The sequence below is a fragment of the Muribacter muris genome (assembly GCF_004569585.1).
Taxonomy (GTDB): domain Bacteria; phylum Pseudomonadota; class Gammaproteobacteria; order Enterobacterales; family Pasteurellaceae; genus Muribacter; species Muribacter muris.
On record NZ_SPPA01000027.1, the window covers coordinates 14,338 to 29,319 of the forward strand.

At 45.4% G+C, this 14,982-nt stretch carries 16 protein-coding genes and 1 pseudogene; 14 read left to right on the top strand and 3 right to left on the bottom strand.

What is annotated here, in order from left to right; translation table 11 throughout:
• Nucleotides 1–136 precede the first annotated feature (136 nt).
• The 5 genes from nagB to E4T80_RS10775 all read left to right on the top strand — a co-directional run bounded on the left by nagB (nt 137) and on the right by E4T80_RS10775 (nt 3,887).
• Nucleotides 137–931: a glucosamine-6-phosphate deaminase gene (gene nagB / locus E4T80_RS10755; RefSeq protein ID WP_135058274.1), complete on the top strand. Its 795-nt coding sequence runs from the start codon at nt 137–139 to the stop codon at nt 929–931.
• Between the two features lie 9 nt (nt 932–940).
• Nucleotides 941–2,089, top strand: a complete 1,149-nt coding sequence (nagA, locus tag E4T80_RS10760; RefSeq protein WP_135058276.1) for an N-acetylglucosamine-6-phosphate deacetylase — start codon at nt 941–943, stop codon at nt 2,087–2,089.
• Nucleotides 2,090–2,273: 184 nt separating this feature from the next.
• Entirely contained in the window at nt 2,274–2,585 is a 312-nt protein-coding gene (gene rplU, locus E4T80_RS10765; protein ID WP_135058304.1) for a 50S ribosomal protein L21, read from the top strand.
• A gap of 20 nt (nt 2,586–2,605) precedes the next feature.
• Entirely contained in the window at nt 2,606–2,863 is a 258-nt protein-coding gene (rpmA, locus tag E4T80_RS10770; RefSeq protein WP_135058278.1) for a 50S ribosomal protein L27, read from the top strand.
• A gap of 88 nt (nt 2,864–2,951) precedes the next feature.
• A complete protein-coding gene (locus tag E4T80_RS10775; protein ID WP_135058280.1) occupies nt 2,952–3,887 on the top strand; it encodes a DMT family transporter in 936 nt (311 codons plus the stop codon).
• Between the two features lie 4 nt (nt 3,888–3,891).
• Here E4T80_RS10775 and rsmD read toward each other — a convergent pair whose 3' ends face one another.
• Nucleotides 3,892–4,482, bottom strand: a complete 591-nt coding sequence (gene rsmD, locus E4T80_RS10780; RefSeq protein WP_135058282.1) for a 16S rRNA (guanine(966)-N(2))-methyltransferase RsmD — start codon at nt 4,480–4,482, stop codon at nt 3,892–3,894.
• Nucleotides 4,483–4,571: 89 nt separating this feature from the next.
• Between rsmD and ftsY the strand changes: the two genes are divergently transcribed.
• The 5 genes from ftsY to E4T80_RS10805 all read left to right on the top strand — a co-directional run bounded on the left by ftsY (nt 4,572) and on the right by E4T80_RS10805 (nt 9,307).
• Nucleotides 4,572–5,867 (top strand): signal recognition particle-docking protein FtsY, encoded by a 1,296-nt coding sequence (ftsY, locus tag E4T80_RS10785; RefSeq protein ID WP_135058284.1) that lies wholly within the window; start codon nt 4,572–4,574, stop codon nt 5,865–5,867.
• A complete protein-coding gene (gene ftsE / locus E4T80_RS10790; protein WP_135058286.1) occupies nt 5,867–6,520 on the top strand; it encodes a cell division ATP-binding protein FtsE in 654 nt (217 codons plus the stop codon). The genes ftsY and ftsE overlap by 1 nt, the downstream gene beginning before the upstream one ends.
• 8 nt (nt 6,521–6,528) lie before the next feature.
• Nucleotides 6,529–7,455 (top strand): permease-like cell division protein FtsX, encoded by a 927-nt coding sequence (gene ftsX / locus E4T80_RS10795; RefSeq protein ID WP_135058288.1) that lies wholly within the window; start codon nt 6,529–6,531, stop codon nt 7,453–7,455.
• 297 nt (nt 7,456–7,752) lie between these two features.
• Entirely contained in the window at nt 7,753–8,823 is a 1,071-nt protein-coding gene (locus tag E4T80_RS10800; protein ID WP_135058290.1) for an MFS transporter, read from the top strand.
• A 4-nt stretch (nt 8,824–8,827) separates the two neighbouring features.
• Nucleotides 8,828–9,307, top strand: a complete 480-nt coding sequence (locus E4T80_RS10805; RefSeq protein WP_135058292.1) for a nuclear transport factor 2 family protein — start codon at nt 8,828–8,830, stop codon at nt 9,305–9,307.
• A 57-nt stretch (nt 9,308–9,364) separates the two neighbouring features.
• Here the strand turns inward: E4T80_RS10805 and E4T80_RS10810 are convergent, their stop codons facing one another.
• Nucleotides 9,365–10,306, bottom strand: a complete 942-nt coding sequence (locus tag E4T80_RS10810) for a GlxA family transcriptional regulator (RefSeq protein WP_135058294.1) — start codon at nt 10,304–10,306, stop codon at nt 9,365–9,367.
• A gap of 167 nt (nt 10,307–10,473) precedes the next feature.
• Here E4T80_RS10810 and E4T80_RS10815 point away from each other — a divergent pair, with 167 nt between their 5' ends.
• The gene (locus tag E4T80_RS10815; protein WP_135058296.1) at nt 10,474–11,319 is read left to right on the top strand and encodes an MBL fold metallo-hydrolase; all 846 of its coding nucleotides are present in this window, start codon (nt 10,474–10,476) and stop codon (nt 11,317–11,319) included.
• A 96-nt stretch (nt 11,320–11,415) separates the two neighbouring features.
• Nucleotides 11,416–11,993 (top strand): annotated as a pseudogene (locus E4T80_RS13155) (cysteine hydrolase family protein).
• Here the strand turns inward: E4T80_RS13155 and E4T80_RS10825 are convergent.
• Complete coding sequence (locus E4T80_RS10825; RefSeq protein WP_135058298.1) at nt 11,977–12,402, bottom strand: RrF2 family transcriptional regulator; 426 nt, start codon at nt 12,400–12,402, stop codon at nt 11,977–11,979. The pseudogene E4T80_RS13155 and the gene E4T80_RS10825 sit on opposite strands and share 17 nt — an antisense overlap.
• 123 nt (nt 12,403–12,525) lie before the next feature.
• Here E4T80_RS10825 and hmpA point away from each other — a divergent pair, with 123 nt between their 5' ends.
• Both hmpA and E4T80_RS10835 read left to right on the top strand, forming a co-directional pair.
• A complete protein-coding gene (hmpA, locus tag E4T80_RS10830; RefSeq protein WP_135058300.1) occupies nt 12,526–13,728 on the top strand; it encodes an NO-inducible flavohemoprotein in 1,203 nt (400 codons plus the stop codon).
• A 472-nt stretch (nt 13,729–14,200) separates the two neighbouring features.
• Nucleotides 14,201–14,860, top strand: a complete 660-nt coding sequence (locus E4T80_RS10835; protein WP_135058302.1) for a DUF4393 domain-containing protein — start codon at nt 14,201–14,203, stop codon at nt 14,858–14,860.
• The last annotated feature ends 122 nt before the right edge of the window (nt 14,861–14,982 follow it).

Sequence of the window (14,982 nt, forward strand, 5' to 3'; positions counted from 1 at the left end):
CACGCCGTTTTTTGCAAAATGTGATCTCGTTCAAATTTCATTAAGAAAATCTACAAATGAAGTGAAATTGGCATTATAATGAAATTTATTGAAGTTTTATTTCATTAAGCTGTTTTTAAATGAGAGGAGAGAGAAAATGCGTTTAATTCCGTTAGACTGTACAACAGAAGTGAGCCAATGGGCAGCCCGTTATATTGTTAATAAAATCAATGCGTTTCAGCCAACTGCGGACAAACCGTTTGTGTTAGGTTTACCAACCGGCGGTACGCCGCAAAAAACCTACCAAGAGTTGATTAAACTCTACCAAGCCGGTGAAGTGAGCTTTAAAAATGTCGTTACCTTTAATATGGACGAGTACGTCGGTTTACCGAAAACGCATCCGGAAAGTTACCATACCTTTATGCACGAAAATTTCTTCAATCACGTTGATATTCAGCCGGAAAATATCAATTTACTCGATGGAATGGCAGAGGATGTGGACGCAGAGTGCGAACGCTATGAGGCGAAAATCCGTTCTTATGGTAAAATCCACTTATTTATGGGCGGGGTCGGTGTGGACGGTCATATTGCGTTCAATGAACCGGCATCCTCATTGAGCTCACGCACACGGATTAAAACCTTAACCGAAGACACGCTGATTGCCAATTCCCGTTTTTTCAATAATGATGTGAATCAAGTGCCGAAATTTGCACTGACGGTTGGGGTAGGCACATTGTTGGACGCCGAAGAAGTGTTGATTTTAGTAACGGGTCATAACAAAGCGTTGGCATTGCAGGCTTGTGTTGAAGGGCCGATCAACCATTTATGGACAATCAGTGCATTGCAGTTGCACCGCCGTGCAATTGTGGTGTGCGATGAGCCGGCAACCCAAGAGCTTAAAGTGAAAACGGTGAAATATTTCAAGCAGTTGGAAAAAAATGTCGCACGTTAGGGGGAGAAAATGAACCATTATGCATTGACAAACTGTGTGATTTATACGGGCGAGGCGGTTTTGTATCAGCACGCCGTTATTGTTAAAGGCGAGCAGATTGAGGCGATCGTTGCCGAAAAAGCTCTCCCCGAAAGTTTAGAGCAAATTGATCTGGAAGGGGCGAATTTATCCGCCGGTTTCATTGATTTACAACTGAATGGTTGCGGTGGCGTGATGTTTAACGAAGACATCAGCGTTCGCACCCTTGAAATTATGCAGGAAACCAACCTGAAATCTGGCACAACCAGCTATTTGCCGACCTTCATCACCTCGCCCGATGAGGGAATGAAGCAAGCGGTGCAGGTGATGCGTGATTACTTGTCAAAATATCAAAATCAGGCGCTCGGTTTGCATTTGGAAGGGCCTTATCTCAGTGTGGAGAAAAAAGGGGTGCATCGTCCCGAATATATCCGTGCTGCAAGCGGTGAGATGATCGATTTTCTGTGCAAAAACGGCGATGTGATCACCAAACTGACCTTAGCAGCAGAAAATCCGACCGCAGAGCATATCGCGGCTTTCCGAGATGCCGGCATTATTGTCTCAATCGGTCATTCCAATGCGACTTATCTGCAGGCGAAACAACGCATTGCCGAAGGGGCTAGCTTTGCCACCCACCTGCATAATGCAATGTCGCCTGTGAGTTCGGGACGGGACGGCGGCGTTGTCGGTGCTGTGCTGGATAGCGATATTTACGCAGGTATTATTGTGGACGGTTTGCACGTGGATTGGTCGAATGTCCGCATTGCGAAAAAAGTAAAAGGCGATAAACTGGTGATTGTAACTGATGCGGTTGCACCGGCGGGGGCGAATATCGACTCTTTTATCTTTGTCGGCAAAAAAGTGCTGTATAAAGACGGGAAATGTGTCGATGAATTTGGCAGCCTTGGCGGTGCGGCGATCACAATGATCGAATCGATCCGTAATGTTGTCCAACACGTTGGCATTCCCCTTGAAGAAGCGATCCGAATGTGTACGCTTTATCCGGCGAGAGCCATTCACGTTGAGGATAAATTAGGGTCTATTGAAGGCGGTAAAATCGCCAATTTAACGGCATTTAATCACCAATTCCAAGTGCTTGGCACAGCGGTTAATGGCAATTGGCAATGGACAAAAAACTAAATTAAAGGAAAAAGCTCTGATGATCTTTATTCAACGGGGCTTTTGTTTTTTAGGTGGGATTTTCCATTTTTTATCAAATTGGTGCTTGCTCTTAGGCGAGTTTTTGCGTAGAATTGCGCACCTATTTTATATGAATTTGAGAGTGCCAGAGGCTTAGCAAATGGCACTGATTAGCGGAGTAAATATGTACGCAGTTTTCCAAAGTGGCGGCAAACAACACCGAGTAAGCGAAGGTCAATTTGTACGTTTAGAAAAACTTGAAGTAGCGACAGGTGAAACAGTTGAATTTGATTCGGTGTTAATGGTCGTTAATGGTGAAGATGTTAAAATCGGTACCCCTGTTGTTGCAGGCGGTAAAGTAGTGGCAGAAGTGGTTGCACACGGTCGTGGCGAAAAAGTTAAAATCGTTAAATTCCGTCGTCGTAAACACAGCCGTAAACAACAAGGTCATCGTCAGTGGTTCACAGAAGTGAAAATCACTGGGATTCAAGCATAATTTCAGAGGAGATCAAGTAGATGGCAACTAAAAAAGCTGGTGGTTCAACTCGTAACGGTCGTGATTCTGAAGCTAAACGCCTTGGTGTGAAACGTTTCGGTGGCGAGTCTGTTTTAGCAGGTAGCATTATCGTTCGTCAACGTGGTACAAAATTCCACGCAGGTAGCAACGTAGGTATGGGTAAAGACCACACATTATTCGCAATGGCTGACGGTAAAGTTAAATTTGAAGTTAAAGGCGAAAAAAATCGTAAATATGTCAGCATTATTGCTGAATAATCTTCAAATCCCTTAAATAATAAAGCCCTCTTTTTTAAGAGGGCTTTTTGCTATCTTACCGATGATGTTTACACTTCATTGAGGATTTATGGTTAATCAACAAAAAACACTGCGCGGCTTTCTGCTTGCGCTACTCGCAAGTGCGGCTTGGGGGGCATTACCTATTGCCGTCCAACAAATCTTAGATATTGTCGATGCACAAACATTGGTATGGTATCGTTTTATGACGGCAGCGATTGGGGTATTTTTCATCTTGCTGTTTACAAAAAAATTGCCGCAACGCACCGCGTTCTCCCCTCGGGTCTTTGGCTTGCTTATGGTTGGCATTGTGGGGCTATCCGCAAATTTTTTCCTATTCAGTTACGGGTTAAATTTTATTTTGTCGACTACAAGCCAGGTGCTATGGCAGCTTGCGCCTTTCACGATGATGTTATGCGCCGTATTATTTTTCCGAGAGCCTTTTCAATTTCATCAAAAGATAGGGCTTGCAATGTTGTTGCTGGGATTGGGGCTGTTTTTCAACGATCGTTTTGATGAGATTTTCCAATTAGGTCAGTATGCCTTTGGTCTTTTTATCGGAGCGAGTGCTGCGATAGTATGGGTGCTTTACGGTATCGTACAGAAATTATTACTACCGGTATTTAGCTCGCAACAAATATTGCTCTATATTTATGTCGGGTGTGCGGTCGTGCTCACGCCGTTTTCCGTTCCCTCTCAAGTAATGGCGCTGAACGGTTTCGCTTTAGCTTGTTTTATTTTCTGCTGTTTAAATACCTTAATCGGCTACGGCGCTTATGCGGAGGCATTAAACCATTGGGACGCCTCGAAAGTTAGCGTGATCACAATGTTACTGCCGATTTTTACGATGCTGTTTGCCGCGTTAGGGCATTGGCTCGCACCGGACACATTTAATGAGACAAAAATGAACGGTATCAGCTATTTAGGCACATTCATCGTGGTCGCCGGCAGTATTTTTTCTGCGGTTGGTCATCGCTGGCTGGGGAAATCATCGTCCCGAAAATAGCCCTTTATTCACACCGGATTAAGCGGCTCACTACTTGCCCTGCTGTTTTTTCCTTGATGATCTGCCAATGTGGCGGTAGCTCTAACGGCGGGTGATCTTTTTCCGTTTCAACATAAATTAACGCATTTTCAGCCAGCCAGCCGTTACGGGCTAAATGGGTTAGCACCTGAGGCACATAATGTTGGTGAAAGGGCGGATCAACAAACACAATATCAAACGGCGCTTGCGGATTAGCTTGAGCCAAGTAGGCGAGGCTATCCGTTTGAACCACCGTACCGTTCTCGGCGGCTAAACGTTTGAGGTTTTGCGCTAACAGATCGGCAGCCGTGGCAAATTTTTCGAGAAAAGTAACCGCTTGCGCTTGGCGGGATAACGCCTCAATTCCCAAAGAACCGCTTCCGGCAAAGCAATCTAGGCAACGGGCGTGGGCAATGTCCATCATCAACCAATTAAACAACGTTTCCTTCACTCGATCGGTGGTCGGGCGTAAGCCCTCGGCGTTTAAAACGGGCAATTTACGCCCCCGCCAACGTCCACCAATCACTCTGACCTCGCCGTTTGGGCGATTTTGTGGGGAAATTCGACTTTTTTTCATACTCAATAACATAAATAATTGATAAACTAAGCCGTTTAGTTTATTCCATTTTGAACGAAAATGGCTATTTAATTTGGAGCAAAATAATAATGGCAGAGGAAAAAAAGAAAAAAGGGTTTTGGTCGTGGTTAGGCTTTGGTAAAAAAGCGTCGCAAGAACAACAAACAGAGCAGAATAAGTTAGAGGAACAGCCATCGCAAGCGGTTGAAACGACGGCATTATCTGAAGAGCGACCCGTTGAACGTGCGGAAACAGCTACACCGCCGACTGATGAAGCCTTGCAGATAATCGAGCCAAACGCACCGCTTGTTGAAATAGAGGATACAAAAGCAGAAGAAGTCGAGCCACAGCCTGCGGACGAAGTATTGCCGGAAATTGAGCCAAACGCACCGCTTGTTGAAGTAGAAGAGACAAAATCAGCAGAAGTGGTTGAGAGTTATTCGGATAAACCCGCTCAAGAAGGCGGCTTCTTTAGCCGTCTGATCAAAGGGTTAATCAAAACCAAACAAAATATCGGTTCGGGCTTTCTCAATTTATTCCGTGGCAAAAAGATTGATGACGAGCTGTTTGAAGAGTTGGAAGAGCAATTATTGGTGGCGGATTTGGGAATGCCGACCACCACGAAAATTATCAATAATCTCACCCAGCACGCCAGCAAAAAGCAGTTACAAGATGCGGAATTGCTTTATCAACAATTAAAACAGGAGCTGGCGGAGGTACTGAAGCCGGTGGCACAGCCGTTGGTGTTGAGCGAAAAGAAACCTTATGTGATTTTAATGGTTGGTGTGAACGGCGTGGGGAAAACCACGACAATCGGTAAATTAGCCCGCAAATTCCAAGCGGAAGGGAAATCGGTAATGTTGGCGGCAGGGGATACGTTCCGAGCGGCTGCGGTGGAACAACTGCAAGTGTGGGGCGAGCGTAATCATATTCCGGTGGTGGCACAAAGTACGGGGGCGGACTCGGCTTCGGTGATTTTTGATGCGATGCAATCGGCGGCGGCAAAAGGCGTGGACGTGCTGATTGCCGATACCGCGGGGCGTTTGCAGAATAAACAGAATTTGATGGACGAGTTGAAAAAAATCGTGCGGGTGATGAAAAAATATGATGATACCGCACCACACGAGATTATGCTCACACTGGACGCAGGCACAGGGCAAAATGCGATCAGCCAAGCGAAGCTGTTTAATGAAGCGGTGGGGCTAACCGGCATTACCCTCACCAAATTGGACGGCACGGCAAAAGGCGGGGTGATTTTTGCGATCGCCGATCAATTTAATATCCCAATCCGCTATATCGGGGTAGGCGAGAAGATTGAGGATCTGCGCCCGTTTGATGCCGATGAATTTATTGAGGCGTTATTCGATCACGAAGGTGAAAAATAATGATTAAATTTACCAATGTCAGCAAAGTGTATAAAGGCGGGGGCAAGCCTGCTTTACAAGGGGTGAGTTTCCATTTGGCAAGGGGCGAAATGGCGTATATTACAGGGCATTCCGGTGCAGGTAAGACTACGTTACTCAAGCTGATTATGGGCATTGAGCGAGCCAACGGCGGTCAAGTGATGTTCAATGGACACGATATTACCCGCCTTGCCGAACACGAACTGCCGTTTTTACGCCGCCAAATCGGTATGGTGCATCAAAATTATAGCCTACTGAGCGATCGCTCCATTTTGGATAATGTGGCATTGCCGCTGATTATTATGGGGTTAAATCAGAGTATGGTCGAGCGGGAGGCACGTTTAGCGCTGGCTAGAGTCGGGTTGGAGAAAAAGGCGAATTTCCTGCCCCGTCATCTTTCCGGTGGCGAGCAGCAACGGGTGGATATTGCCCGTGCGATTGTGCATCGCCCTTCACTTTTATTGGCGGACGAGCCGACCGGTAATCTGGACGATCAACTGGCGTTTGAAATTTTCCGCTTATTTGAGGAATTTAACCAAGCCGGCACGACCGTGCTGATTGCCACGCACGACAGTAATATTATTGTGCAACGCCCGAAACCTTGTTTGGTGCTGGAAGAAGGGCATCTTAAATAGGAATGTCGATGAAAAATTTACTCAATACCCAAAGCCGCTATATTTTGCGGGCGGTTTGGCAGGATCTGATTAAGCGTAAATTCAGCGTATTGCTGACAATTTTGGTGATTGCCACTTCGCTGACGATCCCGACGGTCAGCTATTTGTTATGGAAAAATACCCATTATGCCGCCGCCCAGTTCTATCCCGAACCGGAGCTAACCGTCTATCTACATAAAAATTTGGCGGAACACGATGTGAATGCGGTGGTCGAGCGGCTTCGTCAGTTTGAAACCGAGAAAATCGAGAAACTCAATTACATCTCACGCCAGCAGAGCTTGGACGAATTTCGTAGCTGGTCGGGCTTTGGCGAAGCCTTGGATATTTTAGACGACAACCCGCTGCCGGCGGTGGTTGTGCTGAAACCGAAAGCAGCGTTCAGCGGTGCAGAGGCAATGTTAGCCTTACGCAATGACTTACAAAATATTAAAGGGGTGCAGGAAGTGCGCTTGGATAACGGCTGGCTGGAAAAACTGACCGCCTTAACTCAGCTTATCGCCCGTGTGGCGGTAACTTGCACGGTGCTGATGTTTATCGCCGTTTTTTTGGTGATCAGCAATAGTGTCCGCTCCGATGTATCCAACAGCCGAGCCTCGATTGATGTGATGCAGCTACTCGGCGCAACGGATTATTTCATCGCCCGCCCGTTTTTGTATAGCGGAATGTTATACGGCTTTTTCGGTAGCCTGATGGCGATTTTGTTTAGCTTGATGACGATCAGCTATTTCACCGGCGTGGTGCGTTATGTGTCGGATATGTTTACGGTGAAATTTGAATTGCACGGCTTTAATCTCAGTGAAATTTGTTTAATTATCACCTTGAGCGTTTTTCTCGGCTGGCTGGCTGCTAAATTAGCGACCAACCGCCATATTCAGAAGATCAGCGGACGCTATTAGTAACGGCAAGCGGTCGGTAACGGACGGGTTTTTGCCAAAAATCCGGTATTATGTAGCAAATGCACAAAAATAGAGATTTTAACAGAATGTAGGGACACACTGCGTGTGTCCTTTATAAAAATCAAATTGTTTCAATAGGTTAAAATCCGGACACACGCAGTGTGTCCCTACAAGCGAACAAAAAATAACTTTGCGCAACTGCTACATAATATTGAAAAAATCTGACGAAACTGACCGCTTGTTTTGATTACGTAAACTGTTCTAACTTTCTTTTTGTTTGTTTAATAAGAATAATAAATGAATATTCAAACTGTTATTTTATGGAGACGCTTCTTTTCCGGACTGGCTTACACGGCAATGCAGAGCGTCTTTTTTATTTATTTACAAACCAATAAAGGCTTTGAAACCGCTCAAATTGCGGCGGCCTTTTCGCTACTGGTGTTTGCCAGCCAAGCCTTTTCACTGTTTGCCGGATTGTGGGGCGATCGCTTCGGGCGTACGAAAATGATGTTACTCGGCTGCGCAATGGACGCCCTTGCCTATATTTTATTGGTAATGACCGATCACTACCCGTTATTACTGTTAGCGACCTTTTGCTTCGGGTTCGGCAGCACCCTGTTCGGTACAAATGCACGGGCGTTGTTACTTGCCACCGCAGCGGACAATTACCACGATAAAGCCAAAGCACAGGGGAAATTTTTGCGTATTCAAAGTTTGGCGTCAATGTTTGCCCCCTTATTTGCATTGCCGTTTTTGCATTGTCAAATGCCGGAAATGCTGATTTGGGCGAGCTGTGCGATTGAAGTGGCGATGCTGATATTTATGCTGTTTACGGTGAAAGCGACGCCTTGTAAGGTGCGTTCTAGCCCGTTTCAATTTCGCTACATTAAACAGGTATTGAGCAAGCGGTTTGTTTTTGCCCATTTATTGCTATTCATTCCTTTGGCGATGGGGACATCTTTCTATGTGATTTTCCCGTATATTTTCAGTAACTTACTCGATCACCCCGAATCAGTGCCGATCGCCTTTTTCATCAATAATCTCATTGCGGTGTTATTTCAAGGGCGATTTTCCCGCAAATTGGATTTTGGTGTGGTGAAATTAACCTATATCACGCCGTTATTGGTGATTGCGTTAATCGTACCGTGGTTTTATGTGATTGATTTTCTTTCATTTGCGACCGCTTATCTGTATTTGGGGATTTTTGCGTTTGTCAGCCTGTTTGCGAATACGGCAATGGCAAATATGTTGGTTAAATTGGATAAAGGCGTTAATCAAGGCTTACTGTTCGGCACATCAAAATTGGTGTTGGCAGGCACAACCGCTTTGGTGATGAATGTTATCCCTTTTGTCTTTTTGATTTGGTAACTCAATGAAATTACGTCATATTTTCTTTTCGTTGTTATTGTCTTTAACGGTGAGTGCGGTCGCCGTCTTTCCGGCATTGTACGATATGCGTAATCGGGAGGCGGAGCAGGCGGCACTGGCAACTCTTTACGCACAATTAGTCGCCGCCCTTGAGACGCAAGATCACCAAGCATTAGAAGGCCTGATCGCCGATGAATTTGTTTTGACTTTAATTCATAATCGAAAAAGGGAGCGGGTAACCAAACACGAGTGGTTGCATAATCTCAAAAACGGCAATGTGTATTACCAAATGCTGACGGCGGTCAAGGTGCTGCCCATCGGCAAGGATCGGCTGACCGCCACTTACCAACTTAGCGGTTCATTCTTTGGGGAAAATATTCAAGCTCTCAGGCTGAAAATGTATTTCCGCACCAAAATGGTGAACGGGCAACGCCAAATTACCCGAATGTGGATTAACCAAGACAAAGCGGCACGGCAAGAGTAACCCGAAATAGCATTTTGCAGATTGTGGTGGTGAAGTTACCGCTTGCAGCCGTTATGGTTATGCGTGAAACACTTTTCGCCATTGTTGCGGGGTGATTTGATGCTGAACTTTGAAATAGTGGCGGAAAGCGCTGGCTTGTAAGCCGATTTGAGCAGCGATCTGCTCAATGCTTAATGTTGTGCTTTCAAGGAGATCCCGCCCCCGTTGCATTCGAGTGTCGATCAGCCATTGATTGACCGATGTGCCTGTGGCTTTGCGAAAATGGCGGGTGAAAGTGCTGCGGCTCATTGACAAACGCTCGGCAAGGGCATCTATCGTATGGGCGGCGGCGAGGTTTTGGCGCAGGTAATCCAACAACTCGTTAATCGACTGATTAGCGGTTTTGCGGGGTAACGGCTGCTCGATAAACTGAGCTTGCCCGCCCGAACGGTGCGGCGCAACGACCAATAAACGTGCCAATTTATTGGCAATTTTGACCCCGTGAAATTGGCGTACAATCGCCAAGCAACAATCCAGCCCCGCCACCGTGCCGGCGGAAGTAATCAGCCGATCGTCTTCCACATACAACGCATTTTTGTCTAACTTAACACAGGGAAAGCGTTGGCAAAAATCCTGTTCGGCACTCCAATGGGTCGAGGCGGATTTAGCGTCCAACAGACCCGCATAGGCTAACGCATAAGCACCAAAGCAAAGCCCCACGAGAGTCGCCCCCCGCCGATATGCCGATTGCAAGGCGTTGATTAACACCGGCTCTGGCGGTTGGTTGATGTCGTGCCAGCCGGCAATCACGATAATATCCGCCGCCGCCAACAATGCCAAATCCCCATCGGGACGTACCGCAAAGCCTCCCTCTCCAAGTACCCAATCGGTTGATACCGCTGCTGTTTGCCATTCAAATAACGCTTTATCATCTACTTTGGTGGAGAATACCATTTGCGGCACGGTTAAATGAAAAGGGCTGAAATGGGGGTAAAGTACCATCACGACTTTCGCTAGCATTGATTTATCCGTTTATTCAGGGGACGTAAAATTGACCCAATTCTTGCGTTTTTTGATTAAAAAGTCAATTTTTCACGTTTTAGCGGCTCACTATAATAGCCATCAAATCTGACAAGCGGTCAGATGAAATCACATTTTTGTAAAATAAAATTTTGGAGAGCAACAAAATGAAGATGAAAACAACCGCCCTTTTGGCTTTAGGTTTAGCGATGAGTACGTTTGCTAATGCCGAAATCAACTATCAACACGTGCGTAACGCCACGGCAAAAATTCAGTACGGCGGCAGCACCTTTCTTGTTGATCCATATTTAGCGAAAAAAGGGGCGTACGCCGGTTTTGAAGGCACGTTCAACAGCGAAAAACGTAACCCGTTGATTGATATGGCAGAGCCAGCGGAGAACGTGATCAAAGGCGTTGATGCGGTAATTTTAACCCATACCCACGATGACCATTGGGATAAAGCCGCCCAAGAGATGCTACCGAAAGATCTGCCTATTTTCGTTCAAAATGCAGGCGATGCGGTGATTGTACGCAATCAAGGCTTCAAAAATGTGCAAGTGGTCGGTAAAAACACCCCGTTTGGCAAGGTGAAGCTGACGAAAACCGGCGGTCAGCACGGCACAGATGAAATGTATGCAACCAATCCGTTAGCGGAATTGGCAGGCGATGCAATGGGAGTAGTATTCCAAACTAACGGGGAGAAAACCCTGTATATTGTCGGCGATACCATTTGGACATACCACGTTGATCACGCATTGAAAACCTATCAGCCGGATGTTTTGGTGATGAACACCGGTTACGCGCGGGTTACCGGTTTTGACGGCAGTTTGATTATGGGCAAAGACGATGTGGTAAAAGCCTACCAAACCACACCGGCGAAGATCGTTGCCGTGCATATGGACGCGGTGAACCACGCAACCGTCAGCAGCGATGAAATTCGTGCTTTGGTGAAAGAAAAAGCAATGCAAGATCGTGTTACCGTGCCGAAAGAAGGCGAAGTCTTAACATTCTAATATTGACGACAAGCGGTCAAATTTAGGCGAGAATTTGCAAACATATCGCAAAATCCGACCGCTTGTGATGATTGTTTAATACCATAAGGAATAGTAATGAAACAAACTGCCCTGTTAATTGTTGATTTTCAAAATGATTATTTTAGTAGTTTTACCGGCGCAAAATGGGCGTTGTCCGGCACGGAACAGGCGGCGGAGAACGGTGTAAAATTGCTAACGAAATGCCGTTCGCAAGGCGTGCCGGTTTTCCATATTCGCCACGAGGCACAGACAATGGACGCACCGTTTTTCCAACCTAATTCGGTGGGGGCGAAGATCCACGCCTCAATGCAGCCGCTGGCGGACGAAGTGGTTATCACCAAACATCAGATTAACAGTTTTCGTGAAACGGATTTGCACGCCCGTTTACAGAAAAAGGGATTCGCCGCCTGATTGTGATTGGAGCAATGAGCCATATGTGCATTGACGCAGCAGTGCGGGCAGCGGTGGATCTCGGCTATCAATGCGATGTGGCTTTTGATGCTTGTGCAACGTTGGATTTAACCTTTAACGGTATTACCGTACCGGCTGAACAGGTGCAGGCTGCATTTATGGCAGCTCTCCAATTTGCCTATGCTAATGTGGTTTCGACCACTACGCTATTGGCTGAAATTACCGCTATTCAACCAGCCTGATAGGGATAGTGTGGTGAGATGTGAGGGCAAATTCCGCAAAGCGGTGCTGGTTAAGCGAGGCGTAGAATTGCTCAAGGGCTGCTTCCAACACGCCTTTTAGGCGGCACTGCGGACGTAATACACACGCAGGATTATCGCAGTTAATGATGTGAGGCGTATTTTGTAGGGTACGGACAATCTCGCCAAGTGGTAAATTGAGCGTCTCTAGGGCAAGGCGAATACCGCCGCCTTTGCCTCTAGTGGTAATCAGCCAGTGCTGCTTTGCCATAAAATGCACAATTTTAACTAAATGGTTTTGGGAAACGTGGAGATTGTCTGCCAGTTCAGCAATGGTGTACAGCTCATCTCGTTGGGGGGAGAGATATAATAAGATCCGCAAACCGTAGTCGGTAAATTTAGTCAGTTGCATACTTTTTTCCTATTGTCCTCACCGAATTATAATGTAAATTTTCGCCTTTTCCGAATGTTATTCCTTGCTTGTACGAGCTTAAAGATATATTCTAAATATACCTTAAATAAAGGAGATCCTAAAATGGCATTAACAGCACAACAGATCGAATTAGTGAAGGCGACCGTTCCGGTTCTGCGAGAAAGCGGGGTGGCACTCACTTCTCATTTTTATAAACGTATGTTGGGGAATACCCCTCATTTAAAAGAAGTTTTTAACCTTGGACACCAGCGCAGTGGGGCGCAGGCACGTTCGTTAGCCGGCGCAGTATTGGCTTATGCGGAAAATATTGAAAATCCAATGTTGCTGGCATCTGCGGTAGAACTGATGGCGCATAAGCACGTCAGCCTTGAAATTCAAGCACCGGATTATGCGATTGTGGGCGAAAATCTGTTGCATTCAATTAGTGAAGTATTAAATATTCCGATGGACGATCCGCTCATTGAGGCGTGGGCGGCAGCTTACGGGCAACTTGCCGATCTGCTTATTACTACGGAAAAGGCAATTTATGATGAACACGCCCAAACTCAAGGAAGCTGGCTAGGGTGGCGTAAATTTAAGATTGCGAAAAAAGTGAAAGAGAGCGCGGAGATTACCTCGTTTTACCTCACACCCAGCGATAATGGCGAATTGCCACAGTTCAAAGCAGGGCAGTATGTGTCCGTACGGGTATTTGTGGAGGAGCTTGGTTTAAAACAGCCACGCCAATATACGTTGTCGGACAGTCCGAAAGCCGATCATTTGCGGATTTCGGTGAAACGGGAAGATCCGAAAGGCGAGTTAGCAGGTGGTTGGGTATCGAATGTATTACACGGTTTAGAGAGCGGCGATGAAGTGGAAGTTACCGCCCCGACAGGCAATTTCTTCCTTGTCAATCCGGATAAGCAAAATGTGTTTATTAGTGGCGGTGTGGGGCTAACACCGATGATCGCAATGCTGAACCAAATTATTGATGCTGGTGTGCCGCAGTCGGTAAGCTTTATTCACGCTTGCCGAAATACGAACGTACACGCGATGAAGTCGCATTTGGACGAAGTAAAAGCGCAGTATCCAAACGTGAATACTTTTGTGGCTTATGAAACGGCAGACGCCGGTGAAGCTGATTTGATCGGGCGCTTGGATCTGCACGCTGTACCGCCGGAAATGTTGCCGAAAACAGCGGATTATTACCTATGCGGCCCAATGGCGTTTATGCAGCTTCAGCATCAGGCATTGCTGGATTTAGGCATTGCCTCCGAGCAAATCCACCTTGAAGCCTTTAATACCGGCGGGGTAAAGATAAAATAGCCAGCGATAGAGTAAAAGCGGAGTGCACTTTGCTTTTTTATTGGCGGTATCTCCCACTACGGCAAGACATACGAAAATGGGCGTATATATGTGCCCATTAATACGGGCCGATGCGCTATCTGAAATCGCCTTGGCCTTTAGTCCAGGTTCTGTATCTAAAAAATTGTTTCGTAAATGGCGAGAAAAAGTTCAATTGTAATCATTTATAGGCTAATGATTTAGTTTCTTTATTGTGTGTTTTAATAATTTTCTGCCGCAGAAAGTGCTACGCGTTTTCCTGCTTCACCTTTGAGTTCCATTTTTATGGGCTTTGTGTTTTCTACCATTATTTTCTCCTATAAAAAACCGTATAAAACGGCTTGCCTGGGAGGTGTGTCAATATTATTTCCATAATGAGATCATCTCTGCTTGGTGGTAAGATTATTAGCGACCAAATTTTTTAATTTATCACTTCAACAAAGAGGATTTTATTATGGGTGATCCAGTATCGACAGCAGCCACAGGTGTAGCAGTAGCCATAGGTAAAGAAATTACAACAACCGCATCTAAAGGTATTGGGCAAACTGTAAATGATATGTGGTATGTTGTTTTTGGTTCTAAGTGGGATGAAAAGCGCCAGAAAAAAGAATTAGAAGTCGCAAATAATGTTGAAAAATTTAAAGAGGAAATTGCAAATAAATCAAATCAAATTCCAGATGAAAATCGTATAGAACCTGATATTGATATAATTGGTTCAACATTAGATGCAGCAAGATTTCGCATTAATAAAGATGAAATTAGGGATATGTTTTCAAATTTAATTGCTTCTGCTATGGACAGCTCCAAAGCTGATGATATTCACCCCTCATTTTCTGAAATGATAAAAATGCTTAGCCCGTTAGATGCACAGAATTTGTATTATCTTTATCAAATAGGGGCTAATGGCACAATTTCAACAGTTCGCTTACATTATCCTAATGGTTCTTACACTGAACAATATTCTAATGTTTTCCTAGACAATCCAGAGGTACAGGATGTTTCAATTATTTCACCATCTATTGATAACCTTATCAGGTTAAAACTAGTTAATGTTTTCTATGATCGACAAAGAAGCAAGGATGAATTATATGATAAACACCAAAACCACGTGTAGAAGATCAGATTAAATCTGACAAATCACAATAAAAAGTGAGCGTTTCCCGTTTAGAATATGAGTGTCAAATTCAATCTAAACAAAAAAGGAAACGCTCATGTTTTATTCTAACAACCCTCTCA